Annotated in this window: 17 protein-coding genes; 9 read left to right on the top strand and 8 right to left on the bottom strand. The window is 70.3% G+C overall.

From position 1 onward, the window contains the following. Window positions 1–16: 16 nt before the first annotated feature. On the top strand, window positions 17–1,408 hold the full coding sequence (locus KME78_RS37055; RefSeq protein ID WP_219534099.1) for a class II fumarate hydratase: 1,392 nt from the start codon (window positions 17–19) through the stop codon (window positions 1,406–1,408). A gap of 9 nt (window positions 1,409–1,417) precedes the next feature. Here the strand turns inward: KME78_RS37055 and trpD are convergent, their stop codons facing one another. Next, window positions 1,418–2,500 (bottom strand): anthranilate phosphoribosyltransferase, encoded by a 1,083-nt coding sequence (gene trpD / locus KME78_RS37050; protein ID WP_219534098.1) that lies wholly within the window; start codon window positions 2,498–2,500, stop codon window positions 1,418–1,420. 215 nt (window positions 2,501–2,715) lie between these two features. Between trpD and KME78_RS37045 the strand changes: the two genes are divergently transcribed. The 5 genes from KME78_RS37045 to KME78_RS37025 are packed head-to-tail and all read left to right on the top strand — an operon-like array spanning window position 2,716 to window position 8,766. Beyond that, window positions 2,716–3,468: a 3-hydroxybutyrate dehydrogenase gene (locus tag KME78_RS37045; protein ID WP_219534097.1), complete on the top strand. Its 753-nt coding sequence runs from the start codon at window positions 2,716–2,718 to the stop codon at window positions 3,466–3,468. 11 nt (window positions 3,469–3,479) lie between these two features. Next, entirely contained in the window at window positions 3,480–5,339 is a 1,860-nt protein-coding gene (locus tag KME78_RS37040) for a helix-turn-helix domain-containing protein (RefSeq protein WP_219534096.1), read from the top strand. A gap of 30 nt (window positions 5,340–5,369) precedes the next feature. Beyond that, window positions 5,370–6,641, top strand: a complete 1,272-nt coding sequence (locus tag KME78_RS37035; protein WP_219534095.1) for an MFS transporter — start codon at window positions 5,370–5,372, stop codon at window positions 6,639–6,641. Further along, window positions 6,638–7,636, top strand: a complete 999-nt coding sequence (locus KME78_RS37030; protein ID WP_219534094.1) for an alpha/beta fold hydrolase — start codon at window positions 6,638–6,640, stop codon at window positions 7,634–7,636. The genes KME78_RS37035 and KME78_RS37030 overlap by 4 nt, the downstream gene beginning before the upstream one ends. After that, on the top strand, window positions 7,636–8,766 hold the full coding sequence (locus KME78_RS37025) for an alpha/beta hydrolase family protein (RefSeq protein ID WP_219534093.1): 1,131 nt from the start codon (window positions 7,636–7,638) through the stop codon (window positions 8,764–8,766). Before KME78_RS37030 ends, KME78_RS37025 begins: the two co-directional genes overlap by 1 nt. Here KME78_RS37025 and KME78_RS37020 read toward each other — a convergent pair. Both KME78_RS37020 and KME78_RS37015 read right to left on the bottom strand, forming a co-directional pair. Next, a complete protein-coding gene (locus KME78_RS37020) occupies window positions 8,756–10,753 on the bottom strand; it encodes a glycosyltransferase family 2 protein (RefSeq protein WP_219534092.1) in 1,998 nt (665 codons plus the stop codon). The two genes, KME78_RS37025 and KME78_RS37020, sit on opposite strands and share 11 nt — an antisense overlap. A gap of 70 nt (window positions 10,754–10,823) precedes the next feature. After that, window positions 10,824–11,447 carry an aggregation-promoting factor C-terminal-like domain-containing protein gene (locus KME78_RS37015; protein WP_308127277.1) on the bottom strand — a complete coding sequence of 208 codons (624 nt, stop codon included), beginning with the start codon at window positions 11,445–11,447 and terminating at the stop codon, window positions 10,824–10,826. A 361-nt stretch (window positions 11,448–11,808) separates the two neighbouring features. On the opposite strand from KME78_RS37015, the gene KME78_RS37010 reads away from it, so the two are divergent. From KME78_RS37010 to KME78_RS37000, 3 genes are read left to right on the top strand one after another with little or no spacing between them, the layout of a single operon-like run. Beyond that, on the top strand, window positions 11,809–12,483 hold the full coding sequence (locus tag KME78_RS37010) for a response regulator (protein WP_219534091.1): 675 nt from the start codon (window positions 11,809–11,811) through the stop codon (window positions 12,481–12,483). Further along, a complete protein-coding gene (locus tag KME78_RS37005; protein ID WP_219534090.1) occupies window positions 12,480–13,892 on the top strand; it encodes an ATP-binding protein in 1,413 nt (470 codons plus the stop codon). The genes KME78_RS37010 and KME78_RS37005 overlap by 4 nt, the downstream gene beginning before the upstream one ends. Continuing rightward, the gene (locus tag KME78_RS37000; RefSeq protein WP_219534089.1) at window positions 13,885–14,397 is read left to right on the top strand and encodes a hypothetical protein; all 513 of its coding nucleotides are present in this window, start codon (window positions 13,885–13,887) and stop codon (window positions 14,395–14,397) included. The genes KME78_RS37005 and KME78_RS37000 overlap by 8 nt, the downstream gene beginning before the upstream one ends. A 9-nt stretch (window positions 14,398–14,406) precedes the next feature. Here the strand turns inward: KME78_RS37000 and phoH2 are convergent, their stop codons facing one another. From phoH2 to KME78_RS36975, 5 genes are all read right to left on the bottom strand, one after another. Next, window positions 14,407–15,720 carry an RNA 5'-3' helicase PhoH2 gene (gene phoH2 / locus KME78_RS36995; protein WP_372455024.1) on the bottom strand — a complete coding sequence of 438 codons (1,314 nt, stop codon included), beginning with the start codon at window positions 15,718–15,720 and terminating at the stop codon, window positions 14,407–14,409. A 213-nt stretch (window positions 15,721–15,933) separates the two neighbouring features. Continuing rightward, window positions 15,934–16,695, bottom strand: coding sequence for an isoprenyl transferase (locus KME78_RS36990; protein ID WP_219534088.1), 762 nt, complete (start codon window positions 16,693–16,695; stop codon window positions 15,934–15,936). 82 nt (window positions 16,696–16,777) lie between these two features. Beyond that, window positions 16,778–17,314 (bottom strand): hypothetical protein, encoded by a 537-nt coding sequence (locus tag KME78_RS36985; protein ID WP_219534087.1) that lies wholly within the window; start codon window positions 17,312–17,314, stop codon window positions 16,778–16,780. Between the two features lie 19 nt (window positions 17,315–17,333). Continuing rightward, on the bottom strand, window positions 17,334–18,167 hold the full coding sequence (locus KME78_RS36980) for an amidohydrolase family protein (protein WP_219534086.1): 834 nt from the start codon (window positions 18,165–18,167) through the stop codon (window positions 17,334–17,336). A gap of 88 nt (window positions 18,168–18,255) precedes the next feature. Then, the gene (locus KME78_RS36975; RefSeq protein ID WP_219534085.1) at window positions 18,256–20,049 is read right to left on the bottom strand and encodes a phosphoenolpyruvate carboxykinase (GTP); all 1,794 of its coding nucleotides are present in this window, start codon (window positions 20,047–20,049) and stop codon (window positions 18,256–18,258) included. Window positions 20,050–20,106 lie beyond the last annotated feature (57 nt).

The following is a 20,106-nucleotide window of genomic DNA, read 5'->3' as shown; positions in this document are numbered from 1 at the left end:
AGCCAGACTGGGAGGCATGAGCGAGTTCCGCATTGAACATGACTCCATGGGTGAGGTGCGCGTTCCGGTCGGAGCCAAATGGCGCGCGCAGACACAGCGGGCGGTGGAGAACTTCCCGGTGTCCGGACGGCCGCTGGAGCCGTCGCACATCGCCGCGCTCGGCCTGATCAAGGCGGTCGCCGCCGAGGTCAACGGAGAGCTCGGCGTGCTCGAAAAGGATCTGTCCGAGGCCATCGCGCAGGCCGCGGCCGACGTCGCGGAGAACGAGCACGACGACCACTTCCCGATCGACGTCTTCCAGACCGGTTCCGGCACCTCGTCCAACATGAACGCCAACGAGGTCATCGCGACGCTGGCCCAGGAGCGGCTGGGCCGTCCCGTGCACCCGAACGACCACGTCAACGCCTCGCAGTCGTCCAATGACGTGTTCCCGACCTCGATCCACGTGGCGGCGGCGACAGAGGTGACCTACCACCTGCTGCCCTCGCTGGAACACCTGGCGGCGGCGCTGCGGGCCAAGGCGATCCAGTTCGACCAGGTGGTGAAGTCGGGCCGGACGCATCTCATGGACGCCACGCCCGTGACGCTGGGGCAGGAGTTCGGCGGTTACGCCACGCAGATCGAGCACGGATCCGTACGGGTGAGGTCGGCGCTCGGGCACGTTCTGGAGCTGCCCCTGGGCGGCACGGCGGTGGGCACCGGCATCAACACCCCGCCGGGCTTCGCGAACCTGGCGATCGAGAAGCTGCGTGAGGCGACCGGGATCCCGTTCCGGGAGGCGATGGACCACTTCGAGGCGCAGAGCGCGCAGGACTCCATCGTCGAGCTCTCGGGGCAGCTGAAGGTGGTGGCGGTCTCGCTCAACAAGATCGCCAACGATCTCCGGTGGATGGGCTCCGGGCCGCGCGCCGGGCTCGGCGAGATCAACCTGCCGGACCTGCAGCCGGGATCGTCCATCATGCCCGGCAAGGTCAACCCGGTGATCCCCGAGGCCACGGCCATGGTCGCGGCGCAGGTCATCGGCAACGACGCGGCGATCACGTTCGCGGGCGCGTCCGGCAGCTTCGAGCTGAACGTGCAGCTGCCGGTCATCGCGCGGAACATCCTGGAGTCGATCCGGCTGCTGGCGAACGTCTCGCGGCTGCTGGCCGACCGGTGCGTGGCCGGGATCACGGCGAACGTGCCGCGGCTGCGGGAGTACGCGGAGTCGTCGCCGTCGATCGTCACGCCGCTGAACCGGTACGTCGGCTACGAGGAGGCAGCGAAGATCGCCAAGCAGGCGTTGGCGGAACGCAAGACGATCCGCGAGGTGGTCATCGAACGCGGCCATGTGGCGGCCGGCCGGCTCACGGAGGAGCAACTCGACGCCATGCTGGACGTGCTCTCCATGACCCGGCCCGCCACCTGACGAACAGCCTCAGACCGCCCGGTGGGTGGCGTGTGCCCAGCGGGTGAGCAGGGTCGTCGCCGCACCTGAGTCGACGGCGTCACCCGCTCGCTTGTACGCCTGAGCGAGGGCCGTGGTGAGGCCGTCGGCCGGGGGTGTGCCGTCGGCCGCCACCAGGGCGGCTGCCGCGTTCAGGAGCACGATGTCGCGGACCGGCCCCCGCTCGCCCGCCAGGACCGCCCTGGCCACCGCCGCGTTGTGCGCCGCGTCGCCGCCGACCAGGTCGGACGGGTGTGCTCGCGGGATGGACAGGTCCGCCGGGTCGAAGCGGGTCGGGGTCACCGTGCCCCTGCGTACGAGCCAGACGGCCGAGGGGCCGGAGGTGGTGAGCTCGTCGAGGCCGTCGTCGCCGCGGAAGACCAGCGAGGAGCCGCCGCGCTCCGCGAGGACGCCCGCGATGACCGGCGCCAGGTCCGGGTGGAAGACGCCGACCGCCTGCGCGGCCGGCAGGGCGGGGTTGGTGAGGGGGCCGAGGAAGTTGAAGACCGTCGGCACGCCCAGCTCCCGCCGCGCCCCGGAGGTGCGTTTCAGCGCCGGGTGGAAGGTCGGCGCGAAGCAGAACGTGATGCCGACCTCCTCCACGACCCGGGCGACGCCGGCCGGCGGCAGGTCGATGACCAGGCCGAGCTCCTCCAGCAGGTCGGCGGCCCCGGTGCTCGACGAGGCGGCCCGGCCGCCGTGCTTGACGACCTTGGCCCCGGCCGCCGCCGCCACGATGGCCGCCATGGTCGAGACGTTGACCGTGTTGGCCCGGTCGCCGCCGGTGCCGACCAGGTCGACCGGGTCGCCGGGGATCCTGATGGCCGCCGATCTGGCGAGCATGCCGTCGGCCAGGCCGGACACCTCCGCCACGGTCTCGCCCTTGGCCCGCAGGGCGATGGCGAAGGCGGCGATCTGGGCGTCCGTGGCGGCGCCCGACATGATCTGGTCCATGGCCCAGGTGGCCTGGCCGGAGGTGAGCGAGGTGCCGTCGAGGAGTGTGCTGAGCAGCGCTGGCCAGGTTGTCACGGGACGCCCTTTCGTCTGGGGTGCTCGACAAGGGGGTCCGGACATGACGACGGCCGCCTCGTCGAGGCGGCCGGGGTGCGTATGCGCTAGGAGGACCGCCTAGAAGGCGGGCCACCAGGAGTACGAATACGCGTGCATAGGGGAAACCGTATCAGGGACGCGGGCGCTGCAGCCTTCCAGACACACCACATACGGCGACATCGATCTATGTAGTGGACACCCATGCCACCCTCGCCCCGCGAGCGCTTAGGGTCGGAGACATGGCGAAGGAGCTGACTGGGCGGACGGCGCTGGTCACGGGGGGCGGGGCCGGGATCGGGGCCGCCTGCGCGAGACGGCTGGCAGCCGGCGGGGCGAAGGTGCTGGTCGTCGACCGGAGCGCGGAGTCGGCGGAGAAGGTGGCCGCCGAGCTCGGCGGGGTGCCGGTGGTGGCGGACCTGAGCGACCCGGAGTTCGTCCGCGCCCTGCCGGAGGAGCCGGTCGACATCGTGGTCAACAACGCGGGGTTCCAGCATGTGGCGCCGATCGAGGAGTTCCCGCCCGCGGTGTTCGGCGCGATGCTGCGGGTCATGGTCGAGGCGCCGTTCCTGATCGCGCGGCGGGTGCTGCCGGGGATGTACGAGCGGGGCTGGGGGCGGTTCGTCAACATCTCGTCGGTGCACGGGCTGCGGGCTTCGCCGTACAAGTCGGCGTACACGGCGGCCAAGCATGGGCTGGAGGGGTTCTCCAAGGTCGTCGCGCTCGAAGGGGCGGCCCACGGGGTGACCTCCACGTGTGTGTGCCCGGGGTACGTACGGACCGGGCTGGTCGAGAGCCAGATCGCCGACCAGGCGAAGGCGCACGGCATCGACCCTGGCGAGGTCGTCGAGGACATCATGCTCCAGCCCGCGGCGATCAAGCGGCTGATCGAGCCCGAGGAGGTGGCCGAGCTGGTCGCCTATCTCTGCGGCCCGGCCGGATCGTTCATCACCGGCGTGTCCCTCCCCGTCGACGGCGGCTGGACGGCGCGCTAGGTGGTGCGAAGATGAGCAGGCGTTTTCTGGAGCTGTTGGCCAGGGAGGCGTCGGCGGTCGAGTTCGAGGGGCCGATCATCCAGGCCAGGGCCGCAGGCGCCGACGCGGCGACGGTCGAGGAGCTGGAGCTGGCCAAGGTCGACGCGCTCAAGGTGCGCGCGCTGCTGAAACGCCGGGCCAGGCGCGAGGCCGAGCTGTCGGCGCTCTACGACACCGCCAACGACCTGGCCGCGCTGCGCGACCTCGACGCGGTGCTGGAGGCGATCGTGCACCGCGCCAGGCAGCTGCTCGCGACCGACACCGCCTACCTCACGCTGCACGACCCCGCCCGCGGCGACACGTACATGCAGGTGACGGACGGCTCGATCTCGGCCAAGTTCCGGGCGCTCCGGCTGGCCATGGGGGCGGGGCTGGGCGGGCTGGTCGCGCAGAGCGCCACGCCGTACGCGACCGCCGACTACTTCGCCGACGCCCGCTTCCACCACAAGAACCACATCGACGAAGCCGTCACCGAGGAAGGGCTGGTGGCGATCCTCGGCGTGCCGCTGCGGCTGGGGCAGCGGGTGATCGGCGTGTTGTTCGCGGCCAACCGCAGCGCCAGGCCGTTCCTGCAGGAGGAGGTGTCGCTGCTGGCCAGCCTGGCGGCGCACGCGGCCGTCGCGATCGACAACGCCAGGCTGCTGCAGGAGACCAGAAACGCCCTCGAAGAGCTGTCCGCCGCGCACCGCACGGTCAGGCAGCACGGCCAGGCCGTCGAACGCGCCGCGCTGGCCCACGACCGGATGACCTCGCTGGTGCTGCGGGGCGGCGGCATCGAGGACGTGGCCGCCGTGGTGACCGACGTGCTCGGCGGCTCGCTGGCCGTACTCGACGACCTGGGCCGGCCGATCACCGGAGACGTCGGCGAGCTGGATCCGGGCGTGTTCGAGGCCGCGCAGGCGTCCAGGGCGCTGGGCCGTACCGTACGCCGGGCGGATCTGCTGATCGCGTCGGTGGACGTCGGCGGCGAGCCGCTGTGCACGCTGATCCTGCGCAGCGACGACGCCGACGAGCGCATCCTGGAGCGGGCGGCGCTGGTCTGCGCGCTGCTGCTGCTGTTCCGCAGGAGCGTCGCCGAGGCGGAGGGGCGGGTGCGGGGCGAACTGCTCGATGACCTGATCTCCAGACCCGGCTCGCCGGGGTTGGCCGACCGGGCGCGCCGGCTGGGCGTGGACCTGACCGCGCCGCACGTCATGGTGGTGGTCCGGCACGAGGGGCAGCGCGAGCGGGCCGCGTTCTGGGCGTCGTCGCAGGCGGCCCTACGCCATGGGCTGGCGGCCGGGCGGGCCGGAGAGGTCGTCCTGCTGCTGCCCGGCGGCGACGCGGGCGCCGTCGCGCAGCGCGTCGCGGCCGAGCTGAGCGCGTCCCTGCACACCCCCGCCACGGCCGGAGCGTCGCGCAAGAGCGACGTCGCCGCGGCCTACCAGGAGGCGCGGCGCTGCGCGGCGGCGCTCATCGCGCTGGGCCGCACGGGTGACGGCGCGAGCGCGAGCGAGCTCGGCTTCGTCGGCCTGCTGATCGGCGACGTCCGCGACGTGCCCGGCTACGTCGGCTCGGTGCTCGGGCCGGTGGTGGAGTACGACGCCCGCAGGGGCACCGTGCTGGCCGACACGCTGGCCGCCTACTTCGGCTCGGGCGGCTCCCCCTCCCGTACGGCCGACGCCATGCACATCCACGTCAACACCGTCACCCAGCGGCTCGACCGCATCGGCAAGCTCCTGGGCGACGGCTGGCTGGAGCCGGAGCGGGCGCTGGAGATCCAGCTCGCGCTCCGCCTGCACCGGCTCGGCCACACATCCCCACCACAGACTGTGGGCCCAGACGCCATATGAGTGACGCCGGTCACTCCCTAGCGTGACGGCATGGCCACTTCCATCAAGAAGATCGTCGCCGCGAGCCTGATCGGCACCACCATCGAGTGGTACGACTTCTTCCTGTACGGCTCGGCAGCCGCTCTCGTCTTCAACAAGCTCTTCTTCCCCAACGCCGACCCCCTGACCGGGACGCTCCTGGCGTTCCTCACCTACGCCGTCGGGTTCGTCGCCCGCCCGCTCGGCGGCCTGATCTTCGGCCACTTCGGCGACCGGCTCGGCCGTAAGCGGCTGCTGGTGGTCAGCCTGCTGCTGATGGGCGCCGCCACGTTCCTGATCGGCTGCCTGCCGACGTACGCGGGCGTGGGCGCCGCCGCGCCGCTGCTGCTGACCCTGCTCCGGCTGGTGCAGGGCTTCGCGCTGGGCGGCGAGTGGGGCGGCGCGGTGCTGATCGTCTCCGAGCACGGCGACGCGGCGCGGCGCGGCTTCTGGGCCTCCTGGCCGCAGGCGGGCGCGCCGGGCGGCAACCTGCTGGCCACCGGCGTGCTGGCGATCCTGGCCGCCTGGCAGTCGGACGAGGCGTTCCTGGCGTGGGGCTGGCGGGTGCCGTTCCTGCTGTCGGGTGTGCTGGTGCTGATCGGCCTGTGGATCCGGCTGTCGATCACCGAGTCACCGGTCTTCCAGCAGGCCGAGCCGGAGGAGACGGCGCCGATCATCGGCGTGCTGCGCCACCACTGGCGTGACGTCCTCACCGCGATCGGCGCCCGGCTGGCGGAGAACATCTCCTTCTACCTCCTCACGGTCTTCGTCATCACCTACGCGAAGGCCAACAAGATCGAGAACTCCACCGTGCTCAACGCCGTGCTGATCGCCTCGGCCATCCACTTCGTCACGATCCCGATGTGGGGCGCGCTGTCGGACCGGATCGGGCGCCGCCCGATGTACCTGGCCGGGGCCGCCGGCATCGGGCTGTGGATCTTCGCGTTCTTCCCGCTGATCAACACCGGCAACTTCCTGGCCATCACGCTCGCCATCACCGTGGGCCTGCTCTTCCACGGCATGATGTACGGCCCGCAGGCGGCCTTCTTCGCCGAGCTGTTCGGCACCAGAATGCGGTACACCGGGGTGTCGATCGGCGCCCAGCTGTCGGCGATCGTGGCCGGGGCGCTGGCCCCGATCATCGCGGTCGCGCTGCTGAAGAGCTACGGCAGCGGCCTGCCGATCTCCATCTACCTCGGCCTGGCGGCCGTCCTCACCCTGGTCGCGGTCTTCGCCGCCAGGGAGACCCAGGGCCGCGACCTGGCCGAGAAGGTGCGCGTATGAAGGTCACCACGCCGAGGCTCACCCAGCACGTCCTGACCGTGGCGGGCAGGGAGACCGGTGAGCCCGTGCTGTTCGTCCACGGCAACGTCTCGTCGAGCGCGTTCTGGCGGGACACCATGGCCGCCCTGCCCGGGGCGTACCGGCCGCTCGCGGTGGACCTGCGCGGGTTCGGCGAGAGCGACGCCGAGCCCGTGGACGCCACGCGGGGCCTGCGCGACTGGTCCGACGACCTGATCGAGCTGATCGACCGGCTGCGCCTGGAGCGGGTCCATCTGGTCGGCTGGAGCATGGGCGGCGGCATCGTCCTGCAGCTGCTGCGTGACCGTCCTGCGATGGTCGGGAGCGTCACGCTGGTGAACCCCGTCTCCCCGTACGGCTTCGGCGGCACGGAGGGCGCGGACGGCAGACTCACCCACCCGGACGGCACGGGAGCGGGGGCCGGGGGCGCCAATCCGGACTTCGTGTCCCGCCTGAAGGCGGGCGACATATCGGACGAATCCCCGACGTCGCCTCGCTCGGTGTTCCGGGCCACGTACGTGAAGAACCCGGTGCCCGACGAGGACTTCTACCTCCGCTCCATGCTCACCACCCGGGTCGGCGACGCCCATTACCCGGGCGACCCCATCGGGTCGGCGACGTGGCCGGGCGTGGCGCCGGGCAAGCACGGCGTGCTCAACGCCCTGGCCCCCACCCACTTCCGCATCGACGATCTGCACGAGATCGACCCCAAGCCGCCCATCCTGTGGATCAGGGGCGCCGACGACGTGATCGTCTCCGACACTTCGCTGTTCGACCTGGCCCACCTCGGCGCGCTGGGCGTGGTGCCCGGCTCGCCCGGCACCACCGCGCAGCCCATGGTGACCCAGACCAGGGCCGTGCTCGACCGCTACGGCCGCTATCGGGAGGCCGTGCTCGACGAGTGCGGCCACAGCCCGCACCTGGAGCGACCCGCCGACTTCCAGCGCCTGCTGGCCGACCATCTCGCGGAGTCCTGATGATCGTCGCGTTAACCCTGGTGGCGAGCCTGCTGACGCCCGGCCAGGGCCCGACGGTGCCCGGCGCCGAGTACGCGGTCAGCGCCCGCCTGGACGACCTGACCACCGCGGGCACCGTCGGGACGGGTCACACCGACCCGGCCGACTGGGCCGGGCTGCACTCGGCGGCCACCGTCAACCCCACCGGCGTCCCCGGCGTCCAGATCGACGGCTACTTCCCCGACACCTCGGCCACCAACACCAACCACGGCTGGAACCACGACGCGCAGTTTGTCATCAGGCTCCCCGAGAACTGGAACGGCGGCCTGGTCGTCACCGGCACCCCGGGCAACCGAGAGCAGTACGCCAACGACTTCACGATCTCCGACTGGGTGCTGTCGAAGGGCTACGCGTTCGCCGCCACGGACAAGGGCAACACCGGCCTCCAGTTCCACACCGACGGCCGCCGGCCCGGAGACGCGATCGCCGAGTGGAACGAGCGCGTCACCCAGCTCACGGTCGCCGCCAAGGCCGTGGTCAGGCAGCGGTACGGCCGGCCGGCCCGGCGCACGTTCATGGCCGGCATCTCCAACGGCGGCTACCTCGTCCGCTGGCAGTTGGAGAACCGAGGCTGGCTCTACGACGGCGGCGTCGACTGGGAGGGCACGCTCTGGCGGGTCAAGGGCGACAACCTGCTCAACTTCCTGCCCCAGGCGCTGAAGGGGTCTCCGGAGCAGGCGGGCTTCGCCCCGGGCTCGGAGTTCCTGTGGCCCTTCCACCGTCAGTACTACTGGGAGCTCACCCAGCAGCTCTACCAGAAGGAGCTCGACCCGTCGTACGAAGGCGCCCCGGCGGACTACGACTACGACGCGCGCAAGCCGTACGCGGCCGTCGCCAAGATCGCACTGACCGGCCGGATCACCAAGCCGCTCATCACCATCCACGGCACGCTCGACTCCCTGCTGCCGATCTCCCGCGACTCCGATGTCTACGCCAGGATGGTCGGCCCGCACCGGCCGTTCCGCTACCACCGGGTCGAGGGCGGCAACCACCTCGACGGCCTGGTGGACGTCTACCCCGGCAAGCTGAAGCCGCTCCTGCCGGTCTTCAGGGACTCCTTCACCGAGCTGGAGGACTGGGTCAGTCCCTGAGGTAGCGATGCTTGCCCGCGCGCGCCAGACGCACCATGTGCCGCGCGCCGGGCAGGCGGCGGCCGAGCCGGTGCAGCAGCGTGTCGCCGCCCATCGGCGAGCGCCGCTCGGGATCCATGGCCGCCGACGGCCGAATCTCGATCCTGCCCCTGCGTACCTCCAGCCCGAACCGCAGGCCGGTCTCGTCGTCGGCGGTACGCAGCGAGGAGAGCCAGGCGCCGGGGCCGAGGCTGTCCCTGCCCGGCAGCATCCGCTTGACCGGCACCTTGGCCACCAGCTGGCCGGCGATCTTGCCCGGCACGCCCGGCTCGACCAGCGCGGGCGCGGACACCTCTCGTGGCCGGCGCGAGGTGTTGCGCAGCACGAGCTCCAGCGCGGGGCCGCCGCTCGGCGGCACGTACGGCACGGGCAGCACGACATACAGGTGCCCCTCCTGCCGCCTGATGGTCACGCCCGGCGACACCAGCGCGATCGACTCCGAGAACGAGCGCGGCTCGATGGCAAGACCGAGCTCGCCCGCGTCGCTCCAGCAGGGCAGCACCAGGCGCATCCTGGGCTGCTGGGCGAGCACGCCGAGGCAGTTGAGCGGGCCGTCCGGGCGGCGGACCCGGCTCCTGGCCTGGTGCGCGCCGCCGAACATGCGGACGTGCACCTCCCACTGGCCGGCCTCGAGCGGCTCGCCGAGCGCCGCCGCGGTCACATCCACCCTGGCCTCGCCGACGATCTGGATCCGGACGTGACGGCGCCCGTCCGGGACCCGTTCGACCCGGTAGGCGACCGGCAGGTAGTGGATGACGCCCGTCTCGCTGTGGCGTACGTACACCTCCATGCGGGCGCGCTCGACGGCGCCGGTGACATCCGTGACGCTGTCGGGCAGCAGCTTGGCGTCGACCGAACGGGGCGCCTGCCACAGCAGGCGCTCGCCGCTCGTACGGAACCTGGCCGGCCCCCCGTCGCCGCCCAGGACCTCCACGGAGAGCCCGAGCACCAGCACCTGCGCGTCCCAGCGGACCTCGCTCAGGTCCGCGCGCAGCCCGGCCCGCTTGGAGGAGTTGGCCAGGACGACGAGCTGATCCAGGCGTCCGGCGCGGACGAAGGCGGCCACGACCCGCAGCTGGACGGGCAGGTACTGGTCGAGGCGCTCGGGGAAGCTGTCGAGCACGAGCTGCCTGATCAGCCTGAAGTGCATGCCCCGGTCCACGGACGAGGCGGCGAACCGGCTGGTCAGCAGCGGCTTGAGCACGGTGGAGCGGAACCAGTGGCCGTACATCCGGTCGCGCTGGCGGCCGTCGCCCACGTAGGCGTCGATGGCGGCGAGCAGCGTCCGCAGCTCGGCCACGGTGGTGCGCGGGTCCTCCTCGGCCTCGTCGCGCTCGCCGATGTGGCAGCAGACCTGGTCGGCCAGTACGGCGACGACCTTGGCCTGCAGATAGGCCCGTACGGAGAACGCCTGCTCGGCCACCTGCCCGCCGGGCACGGGGAAGCCCAGCTCGTGCTCCTCCAGGAAGGCGCGGCGGTAGAGCTTGTGCGGCGTGAGCAGGCTGAGCAGCCGGTCGCGCAGCAGGTCGGCGCGTCCCCGGTTGCGGACGAACCCGGTCACCGGCGGCCCCGTGTCCCGCACCAGGCGGCCGACCAGGACGTCCGCGTCGGTCTCGACGGCCCGTTCGTACATGCTGAGCAGCGCGTCGCGCTCCAGCCGGTCGCCCTGCTCCATCAGGTAGACGTAGTCGCCCTTGGCGGCGGCCATGCCGACGTTGCGTCCCCGCATCGATGAGCCGGTGTGCGGAAGGTGCAGCACGCGGACGTTCCTGCGGACGGCGGCGACCGTGTCGAGTCGCTCCGCGATCCCGTCCATGGATCCGTCGTCCACGAAGATCACTTCATAGTGGTCCGAGGGCATGCTCTGCTCCAGGACGGAGCGGATGCACGCGTCCGCACGGCTTCCCGGGTTGTGGACACTGACGATCACACTGACCTTCACACCCATGCGGCCAGCGTGCGCCGGGCCGTCTCATCGGGTGTGGCGGCTTGCTGATTACAGAGGGAAAGATGGTCTGTTAATACCATCCCGTGGACTGCGAGTGCCCCCAGGCGCCGCAGGGCGTGCCGTAGCGGCCCTTGATATAGCCGAGACCCCATTTGATCTGGGTGGCGGCGTTGGTCTGCCAGTCGCCGCCCGCGCTGGCCATCTTGCTGCCGGGCAGGGACTGCGGGATGCCGTAGGCGCCGGAGTAGCGGTTCATCGCCCGCTCGTTCCAGCCGCTCTCCTTCTGCCAGAGCCGCTCCAGGCAGCCCCACTGGTCGGCGCCGAAGCCGGCTCCGGACAGCATCTGCTTGGCGACGGCCTTGTTGCTGCCCGGCGAGGGGTCGCTGCCCGGCGGGAAGTTGGCGGGCGGGAACCCGTCGCCGCCCGGACCCTTCTTCTTGACCTCGACCCAGTCGAGGTCGGCCTTGGTGTTCTTACGTCCGTCCTTGAGCTGCTTCGCCTGGTAGGCCTTGACCCCCGCCTCCTTGAGCGCGTCGCTGGCGGGGTCGGGCGCGTAGAGGTCGCCGCTGGCGATCCGGCCGAAGTCCTCGGCCGAGATCGGTGCGGGCGGCGTCTTGGCGTTCTCGATCGCTCGGTAGGCGACGAAAGCACCGCCACCACCGACGATCACGACGGACAACCCGATGACCGCCACGCGCTTCACCTTCTGCGCGGACGAACGGGCCGGTCGGCGTGCCGAGCGGGAGGTTTCCGACGCGGGACGCTCACTCAACTGCGGACCAGGGCTCACGACCCATGAGCTTGCCCTGTCATGGGGGGTGGTCCGCAACCGAAACGGGACATCTGGTTGGCGCCGCATTTACTAACGGGCTGGTTGGCGGCCAGTTTCCCGGAACGTGTGATTTTCCTCACATCCTCGGCCCGCCCCTCGGGCGCCCGTAACCGAAGGGAGGGCCGCTTTAAGCGTGCCCGTCGTAGTTTGTAGTCCCGTGCGCGCCATGTCACAGTTTCATGACGGAACGCAAGGAGAGTCGGCATGGAAGAATAATGTTCGCGTGGCTGGCATCCTCCTCGTCGAAGACGATCCCTCCGTCCGCACCGCTCTAGAGCTGGCGCTGACCAGGCAGGGGCACTCCGTGACGTCTTACGCGACCGGTGAGGAAGCGCTCGACCACGTCAGGTCCCGCCGTCCCGAGATCGCCATCCTCGACGTCATGCTGCCCGGCATCGACGGGGTCGAGGTGTGCCGGCGCATCCGCCGGCTCGACCAGCTCCCGGTCATCCTGCTCACCGCGCGCGGCGACGATCTGGACGTGGTGGTCGGGCTGGAGGCGGGCGCCGACGACTACGTGGTCAAGCCGGTCGAGCCACGGGTTCTGGACGCGCGCATCCGCGCCATCCTGCGCCGGGCCGAGTCCGCCGCCTCCGACCGGATCTCGTTCGGCGACCTCATGATCGACCGGGGCGCGCTGAAGGTCACGCTGGCCAGCAAGGAGATCCACCTGACCCCGACCGAGCTGCGGCTGCTGCTGGAGCTCGTCCGGCATCCCGGCCAGGTGCTCAACCGCCGCTACCTGCTGCGGGCCGTCTGGGACCACACGCACGTGGCCGACTCGCGGCTGGTCGACGCCTGCGTGCAGCGGGTACGCGCGAAGATCGAGCCGAGGCCGGCCGAGCCGGTGTTCATCCACACCGTGCGCGGGTTCGGCTACCGGTTCAGCCCTCCGTGATACCGCTGCCCACCGGGCTGCGCGCGCGCCTGGTCATCACGTTCACCGTGGTCGCCGTCACCGCCTCCTTCCTCGTCGCGACCATCGGCTTCGAGCTGGCCAAGTCGGCGCTCGTCAAGCGGGCCGAGGACACCTCCATCGACCTGGTGACCAGGGAACTCGGCCGCATCACCTTCCCGGTGGGCACGCTCAGGCAGGGCGAGGCCCCGCCCACCACCAAGAACCTGGAGAACGTCGCCCAGTCGCTCAACGGACCCGGCCGCAGCGTCGTAGTGGAGTACAAGAACCTGACCTACGCCGAAGGCCCGCTCAACATGAACGACGTGCCCAACGAGCTGTACGGCCGGGCCAAACGGAACGTCGTCACCCAGCGCAGGCTCATCCACGACGAGCTCTGGCTCGTCGTCGGCGCCGAGGTATACCGCGAGACCGGCACCGAACCCGAGGCCACCGGTCTGCGGGCCTTCGTGTTCTTCCCGCTGCGCGACGACGAGCGCGAGCTGGCCACGCTCAAGGGCAAGCTCACCCAGGGCGGCGTGGTCATCCTGCTGATCGCCCTGGTCGTGGCCCTGCTGTCGGCCAGGCAGGTGCTGCTGCCCGTCAGGCGGCTCAGCGCCGCCGCGCAGGCGCTCGGCCAGGGCCGCCTCGACACGCGGCTGCCCGTGCACGGCCAGGACGAGCTGGCCGAGCTCACCTCCAGGTTCAACGACGCGGCGGCGGCGCTGGAGCTCAGCGTGTCGGAGCTGCGCTCGCTGGAGGCGCTGTCGCGCCGCTTCGTCGCCGACGTCTCGCATGAGCTGCGCACCCCGCTCACCGCGATGACCGCCGTGGCCGACATGCTCTCGGAGGAGGCCGAGCGCCTGCCCGACGCGCCCGCGGAGGCGGTACGCCTGGTGCTGCGGGAGATCGAGCGGCTGCGCGGGCTGGTCGAGCACCTCATCGAGATCAGCCGCTTCGACGCGGGCACCGCGACGCTCAACCTGGAGCCGGTCAACGTGGCCGACGCCATCGACGACTGCCTGGAGGTACGCGGCTGGGGCGAGGGGGTAGAGGTGCACGCCTCCCACGTTCTGACGGTCAACCTCGACCCGAGGAGGTTCGACGTCATCGTGGCCAACCTCGTCGGCAACGCGCTCAAGCACGGACTGCCCCCCGTCGTGGTCAACGCCAGGGCTACGAAGAACGGGCTGGAGGTCAAGGTTCGCGACCACGGCAAGGGCATCCCGGCGGAGGCGATGGCCCACGTGTTCGACCGCTTCTTCAAGGCCGGCGCGGGCCGGGCCCGCAGCCAGGGCAGCGGTCTCGGCCTGGCCATCGCGCGGGCCAACGTGCACCTGCACGGCGGCACGATCTCGGTACGCCGGCAGGAGCCGGGCACGCTCTTCACGGTCTGGCTGCCCCATGGCTGACCGTCGCGCCCTCGCCGCCACCCTCCTCGCCCTCCTGGCGGTGGCCGCCTGCGGCATCTCCCCCACGGACGTCGAGGTACGGGCCACGCCGCCGGTCATCGAGGTGCCGCCGCCCTCGAAGACGATCTACCTGCTCAAGAACGGCAAGCTGACGCTGGAGCCGGCCGACGTCGAATCCGACACGGTCAGCAGCCTGCTCACCGCGCTGTTCGACGCCTCCGGCCTGCCGCTCGGCGACCGGGACACCGCCCTGCGCGGCTTCACCTTCGAGCGCATCGAGGACTCGCTCAACCCCATCCAGCGCGACGAGGTCCAGCTGCCGCGGACCTCGACGCTGACCGTCTTCATCAGGGGCGAGGGCACCCTCAGCAGGCTGGCCAAGGCCCAGATCGTCTGTACGGCCCAGCAGGACGCGGCGTTCGAGCAAGTCAAGATCATCCACATATACCCGGAGAACCGCCCCTCCAAGACGGAGGGACGGTTCATCTGCGGCGACCTGAAATGATCTGTCGATCTAAAGGGTGATGTCCTCCAGCATCTCCGTCACCAGCGCGGCGATCGGGGACCGCTCCGACCTGGTCAGCGTGACGTGCGCGAACAGCGGATGGCCCTTCAGCTTCTCCACCACCGCCACCACGCCGTCGTGCCTGCCGACCCGCAGGTTGTCACGCTGGGCGATGTCGTGGGTGAGCACCACCCGGGAGTTGGCGCCGATCCTGCTCAGCACGGTCAGCAGCACCCCGCGCTCCAGCGACTGGGCCTCGTCCACGATCACGAACGCGTCGTGCAGCGAGCGGCCGCGGATGTGCGTGAGCGGCAGCACCTCCAGCATGCCGCGGTCGAGCACCTCCTCGATCACCTCGGGAGAGCTGATCGCCCCCAGGGTGTCGAAGACCGCCTGCGCCCACGGCCCCATCTTCTCGCCCTCGGAGCCGGGCAGGTAGCCGAGCTCCTGGCCGCCCACGGCGTACAGCGGGCGGAAGACGACCACCTTGCGATGCTGGCGGCGCTCCAGCACGGCCTCCAGGCCCGCGCAGAGTGCCAGCGCCGACTTGCCGGTGCCCGCGCGCCCGCCCAGCGAGACGATCCCGATCTCCGGGTCCATCAGCAGGTCGAGCGCGATGCGCTGCTCCGCGGACCGGCCGTGCAGACCGAACACCTCCCGGTCCCCACGCACCAGCCGTACCGACTTGTCCGGCAGCACGCGGCCGAGGGCGGAGCCCTTGGCCGACAGCATCCGCAGGCCGGTGTGCGTCGGCAGGTCTCTGGCCTCCGCCAGGTCGGCCGTGCCGTGCTCGAAGAGCGTCCCCACGTCTTCCGTGGTCACCTGGACCTCGGCCATCCCGGTCCAGCCCGACTCGACGACCAGCTCGGCGCGGTACTCCTCGGCCGCCAGGCCGATCGAGGCGGCCTTGACCCGCATGGGCAGGTCCTTGGAGACCAGCACGACATCGCAGCCTTCGGCGGCGAGCGAGCGCGCCACGGTCAGGATGCGGGTGTCGTTGTCACCTAGTCGGAATCCGACCGGCAGGATGGATGGATCGCTGTGGTTGAGCTCAACCCTGATCGTGCCTTCTCCCGTCGGCATCGGCTCGTCCAGCCGGCCGTACTGAACTCGCAGATCGTCCAGGTAGCGCAGGGCTTTCCTGGCGAAGTAGCCGAGTTCGGGGTGGTGTCGCTTGCCCTCCAGTTCGGTGATCACCACGATTGGGAGGACCACGTCGTGCTCCGCGAACCGGGTCGTGGCCGCCGGGTCCGCTAGCAGGACAGATGTGTCCAGCACGTACGTGCGCTTGGCCGGGTTGGTCGAAGGGTTGCTCGAGGACACTGCCACACGTTCTCCCCCGGGCACCCACATGAGCGGGCACCCTGCAGACGAGGTGGGATCCGGACCGGACCCGCGTCCCCGACCACGACGTGCCGGCGGCGCCGGATTCCGGCCCCCCGCGGCAGATAGTGGTGCAAAGGCGGGCCCTCTCCGGAGTGCCCGGTCTGTGACCGGACACTTATCACGTTACGTCCTGGATACCCAGATGTCCCGTCAGGAACCGTAACGTCGATGTCTCGCGGCATAGTCGCGCAGCGCCCGCAGGAAATCCACCCTGCGGAAGTCGGGCCAGTAGGCCTCATGGAAGTAGAACTCTGAGTGAGCGCTCTGCCACAGCATGAAGCCCGACAGGCGCTGCTCGCCTGAAGTCCGGATGAGGAGGTCCGGGTCGGGTTGGCCGCGAGTGTAGAGATGCTCCGCGATGTGCTCGACATCAAGCACCTCAACGAGGTCCTCGATGCTCGCACCCTTGCTGGCGTGCTCCTGGAGGAGTGAGCGCACCGCATCGGCAATCTCACGCCTTCCTCCATACCCAACTGCAACGTTCACAATCAGGCCGGGACGGTGTGATGTGACTTCTTTTGCGTTTTTGAGGACATTCGCCGTTCTGTCGGGCAGCAGATCGAGCGCTCCCACCGGGCTGATCCGCCAGCCCAGCTCCACCAGCTCCCGCGTCACGTCCTCGATGATGCGCAGCAGCGGCTCCAGCTCTTCGCTGGGCCGGTTGAGGTTGTCGTTGGACAGCATCCAGATGGTGACCACCTCGACGCCGGTCTCGCGACACCAGGTGACCAGCTCGGCTATCTTGTCGGCACCCTTACGGTGCCCGCTGGCCACGTCGCGCATCCCCATGGCCCGCGCCCACCGCCGGTTGCCGTCGATGATGACCCCGACGTGCCGGGGGACGCTGTCCTTCGACAGCTTGGTCTCCAGCCGGTGCTCGTACAGCCGGTAGACCAGATCGCGCAGGCCCACGGAGTCCTCCCCATCGGTGCCGTGCCTATGGTCGAATGACCCAACAGGCAATTATCACCGCGTTTCACCCCAGCCTGCTCCCTCAACCGGATTCCCGGGGCCCTTCTCCGCCGCCGAGGCAGTCCTCCGCCTCGTCGACCAGTCCGTGCACGAACGCGGCCAGCTCGGACGATGTCAGAACCGCCCGCATCCCGACTCCGCTGGAGCCCCAGGCTTCCACGAAGGCCCTGCGGGTCACCCGCCACTCGCGCTCGCCCGGAAGCCAGATGGGGATCGTCCTGAGCTGGCAGCGTAGCTCCCCGCCGGTCATCGCGCCGGACCTCGCGCGATATTGGAACGAGAACAGCTCACTCCCGCCCTCGCCCACCGGGAATCTGTCGTCGGGATCGGGCCACTTGCCCGCTTCGCCGGGTCCCGCCGGGCTCTGCCCTTCGCGTGCCCGGCTCACCCCGAGCGCCAGCCGCGCCAGCAGCCAGCCACACCGCTCGCCGACGACTCCGTACGGCGTGCCGTCGCGGCGGAGCTCCAGAGTGATCTCGTACGGCGTGCCGACGCTGTCCATGCACGGGATGGGCGTGACGGTCAGGTATGAACCATCGACACAGCGAAGTCCTCCCATGTGCAGAGAGTATCCGCCATCAAACTCGGTCAAACCCGTAGAAATACCTAGCTGTGTCACCAAATACCCGGTCCCTGTCGGTACCACTGAGCAGGGCCGTGGCCACCTCCCAGACCGTCCGGTAGTCGGCCGCCAGCAGGGCGACGGGCCAGTCGCTGCCGTACATCAGCCGCTCGGGCCCGAACGTCTCGACCGCGTGCTCGACGTACGGCCTGAGGTCCTCCACGGTCCAGGCGCGGTGGTCGGCCTCGGTGACCAGCCCCGAGACCTTGGCGTACACGTTGGGGCAGGCGGCGGCCCGGGTGAGCTGGGCGGCCCACGGCTCCCACTCGTGGTCCTTGATCCGCGGCTTGGACAGGTGGTCGATGACGATCTTCAGGCTCGGGTGGCGCTCGGCGAGCGTGACCACGTGGTCGAGGTGCCGCGGCAGCAGCGACGGCACGTCGAGCGTCAGCCCGGCCTCGGCCAGCAGCCCGAGCGACTCCAGCACGCTGTCCTGGACCACCCAGTCGGGGTCGGGTTCGTCGTGGATGAGGTGGCGGACACCGGCAAACTTCGGATGTCTGCGGTAGCGGGCGATGGCCTCCGCCGCCTCCTCCGGCCGGTCCAGCGGCACCCAGCCGACGACGGCGGCGATGAAGTCGTGCGCCTCGGCCTGGGCCAGCATGGCGTCGGTGTCGTCATAGGAGTTGGCCGCCTGGACCAGGACCGTGGCCTCGATGCCGGTGGCGTCGAGCTCCGGCCGCAGATCGTCCGGGGCGTAGGTGCGGTGGAGCGGGCCGAGATCGGGGGTCAGCCAGGTGTACCAACCGGTGTCGACATTCCAGAAATGCTGGTGCGCATCAACCTTCATCCGACAAAACCTAGGATGTCTGGATATACCAGAGCAAGAGGTCGCGCCGACCGTCACGAAGACGGCCGGCGCGGTCGGTGCCGGTGGATCAGCTCAGGCGGTCGAGCAGATCGTTGTACTCCTCCCACAGCTCCTTGGGCAGGTGCGAGCCGAACGTGTCGAAGTGGGCCGGGATCAGCGCCGCCTCCTCCCGCCACACCTCGCGGTCGACCGAGAGCAGCGTGCGCAGGTCCTCTTCCGGCAGGTCCAGGCCCTCGACGTCGAGCCCCTCCGGCAGCAGGCCGATCGGGGTGGGCACGGCCTTGGCCTCGCCGTTGAGCCGGTCCACGATCCACTTGAGCACGCGGCTGTTCTCGCCGAAGCCGGGCCAGATGAACTTGCCGTCGGCGTTCTTGCGGAACCAGTTCACGTAGAAGATGCGCGGCAGCTTGGCGTTCTTGCGGCGGCCGATCTCCAGCCAGTGGGCGAAGTAGTCGCCCATGTTGTAGCCGCAGAACGGCAGCATCGCGAACGGGTCGTAGCGCAGCTCGCCGACCTTGCCCTCGGCGGCGGCGGTCTTCTCGGAGGCGACGTTGGCTCCGAGGAAGACGCCGTGCTCCCAGCTCAGCGATTCGGTGACCAGCGGCACCGCGGTGGCGCGCCGGCCGCCGAACAGGATCGCCGAGATGGGCACGCCCTTGGGGTCCTGCCATTCGGGGGCGATGGTCGGGCACTGGGCGGCGGGTGTGGTGAAGCGCGCGTTCGGATGGGCGGCGGGCTCATCGGACTCCGGCGTCCACGAGCGGCCCTTCCAGTCGGTCAGGTGCGCGGGGGGCTCGGCGGTGAGCCCCTCCCACCACACGTCGCCGTCGTCGGTCAGCGCGACGTTGGTGAAGATGCTGTTGCCCCAGAGCGTCTTGACCGCGTTGGCGTTGGTGACCTCGCCGGTGCCGGGCGCGACGCCGAAGAAGCCGGCCTCGGGGTTGATGGCGTAGAGGCGGCCGTCGTCGCCGAACCGCATCCAGGCGATGTCGTCACCGACCGTCTCGACCTTCCAGCCGGGGATCGTCGGCTGGAGCATGGCGAGGTTGGTCTTGCCGCAGGCGCTCGGGAAGGCGGCCGCGATGTAGCGGGTCTCGCCGGAGGGCGGGGTCAGCTTGAGGATGAGCATGTGCTCGGCCAGCCAGCCCTCGTCGCGGGCCATGACGCTGGCGATGCGCAGCGCGTAGCACTTCTTGCCGAGCAGCGCGTTGCCGCCGTAGCCGGACCCGTAGGACCAGATCTCGCGGGTCTCCGGGAAGTGGCTGATGTACTTGGTCGAGCTGCACGGCCACGGCACGTCCTCCTGGCCGGGCGCCAGCGGCGCGCCGACGGAGTGGACGCACTTGACGAACTCGCCGCGCTCCTCGATCAGGCGCAGCGCCCGCTCACCCATCCTGGTCATGACGCGCATCGACACGGCCACGTACGCCGAGTCGGTGATCTCGACGCCGAGCTGGGAGATCTCGCCGCCCAGCGGGCCCATGCAGAACGGGACGACGTACATGGTCCGGCCGCGCATGCTGCCCTTGAACAGCTCGCCGAACGTCCGGCGCATCTCGGCGGGCGCGACCCAGTTGTTCGTCGGCCCGGCGTCCTCGGCTCGCTCGGAGCAGATGAACGTCCGGTCCTCCACCCGGGCCACGTCGGTCGGGTCGGACTTGGCGTAGAAGCTGTTGGGCCGCTGGGCCAGGCGAGTGAACGTGCCCTGCTCGACGAGCAGGTTGGTCAGGCGCGTCCACTCCTCCTCCGAGCCATCGCACCACTCGATCCGGTCGGGCTGGGTCAATGCGGCGATCTGGTTCACCCAGGCGACCAATTCGGCATTGCTCGTCGGGGCGGGTACATCCACGGAAACGGACACGGCTACGGCTCCTCCACTCTTCAGGCCCAAACATCATTCACGACGACGGCGGCGAAA

The sequence above is a fragment of the Nonomuraea guangzhouensis genome (assembly GCF_019396345.1).
Classification (GTDB): domain Bacteria; phylum Actinomycetota; class Actinomycetes; order Streptosporangiales; family Streptosporangiaceae; genus Nonomuraea; species Nonomuraea guangzhouensis.
The sequence above is the reverse complement of the archived record's forward strand: the minus strand, read 5'-3'. Positions and strand labels throughout refer to the sequence as shown.

What these genes read in the sequence shown, in the direction of transcription:
- KME78_RS37055 (WP_219534099.1), top strand. Translation starts at nt 17, where the DNA reads ATGAGCGAGTTCCGCATTGAACATGACTCCATGGGTGAGGTGCGCGTT.
- trpD (WP_219534098.1), bottom strand. Translation starts at nt 2,500, where the DNA reads ATGTCCGGACCCCCTTGTCGAGCACCCCAGACGAAAGGGCGTCCCGTG.
- KME78_RS37045 (WP_219534097.1), top strand. Translation starts at nt 2,716, where the DNA reads ATGGCGAAGGAGCTGACTGGGCGGACGGCGCTGGTCACGGGGGGCGGG.
- KME78_RS37040 (WP_219534096.1), top strand. Translation starts at nt 3,480, where the DNA reads ATGAGCAGGCGTTTTCTGGAGCTGTTGGCCAGGGAGGCGTCGGCGGTC.
- KME78_RS37035 (WP_219534095.1), top strand. Translation starts at nt 5,370, where the DNA reads ATGGCCACTTCCATCAAGAAGATCGTCGCCGCGAGCCTGATCGGCACC.
- KME78_RS37030 (WP_219534094.1), top strand. Translation starts at nt 6,638, where the DNA reads ATGAAGGTCACCACGCCGAGGCTCACCCAGCACGTCCTGACCGTGGCG.
- KME78_RS37025 (WP_219534093.1), top strand. Translation starts at nt 7,636, where the DNA reads ATGATCGTCGCGTTAACCCTGGTGGCGAGCCTGCTGACGCCCGGCCAG.
- KME78_RS37020 (WP_219534092.1), bottom strand. Translation starts at nt 10,753, where the DNA reads ATGGGTGTGAAGGTCAGTGTGATCGTCAGTGTCCACAACCCGGGAAGC.
- KME78_RS37000 (WP_219534089.1), top strand. Translation starts at nt 13,885, where the DNA reads ATGGCTGACCGTCGCGCCCTCGCCGCCACCCTCCTCGCCCTCCTGGCG.
- KME78_RS36985 (WP_219534087.1), bottom strand. Translation starts at nt 17,314, where the DNA reads ATGGGAGGACTTCGCTGTGTCGATGGTTCATACCTGACCGTCACGCCC.
- KME78_RS36980 (WP_219534086.1), bottom strand. Translation starts at nt 18,167, where the DNA reads ATGAAGGTTGATGCGCACCAGCATTTCTGGAATGTCGACACCGGTTGG.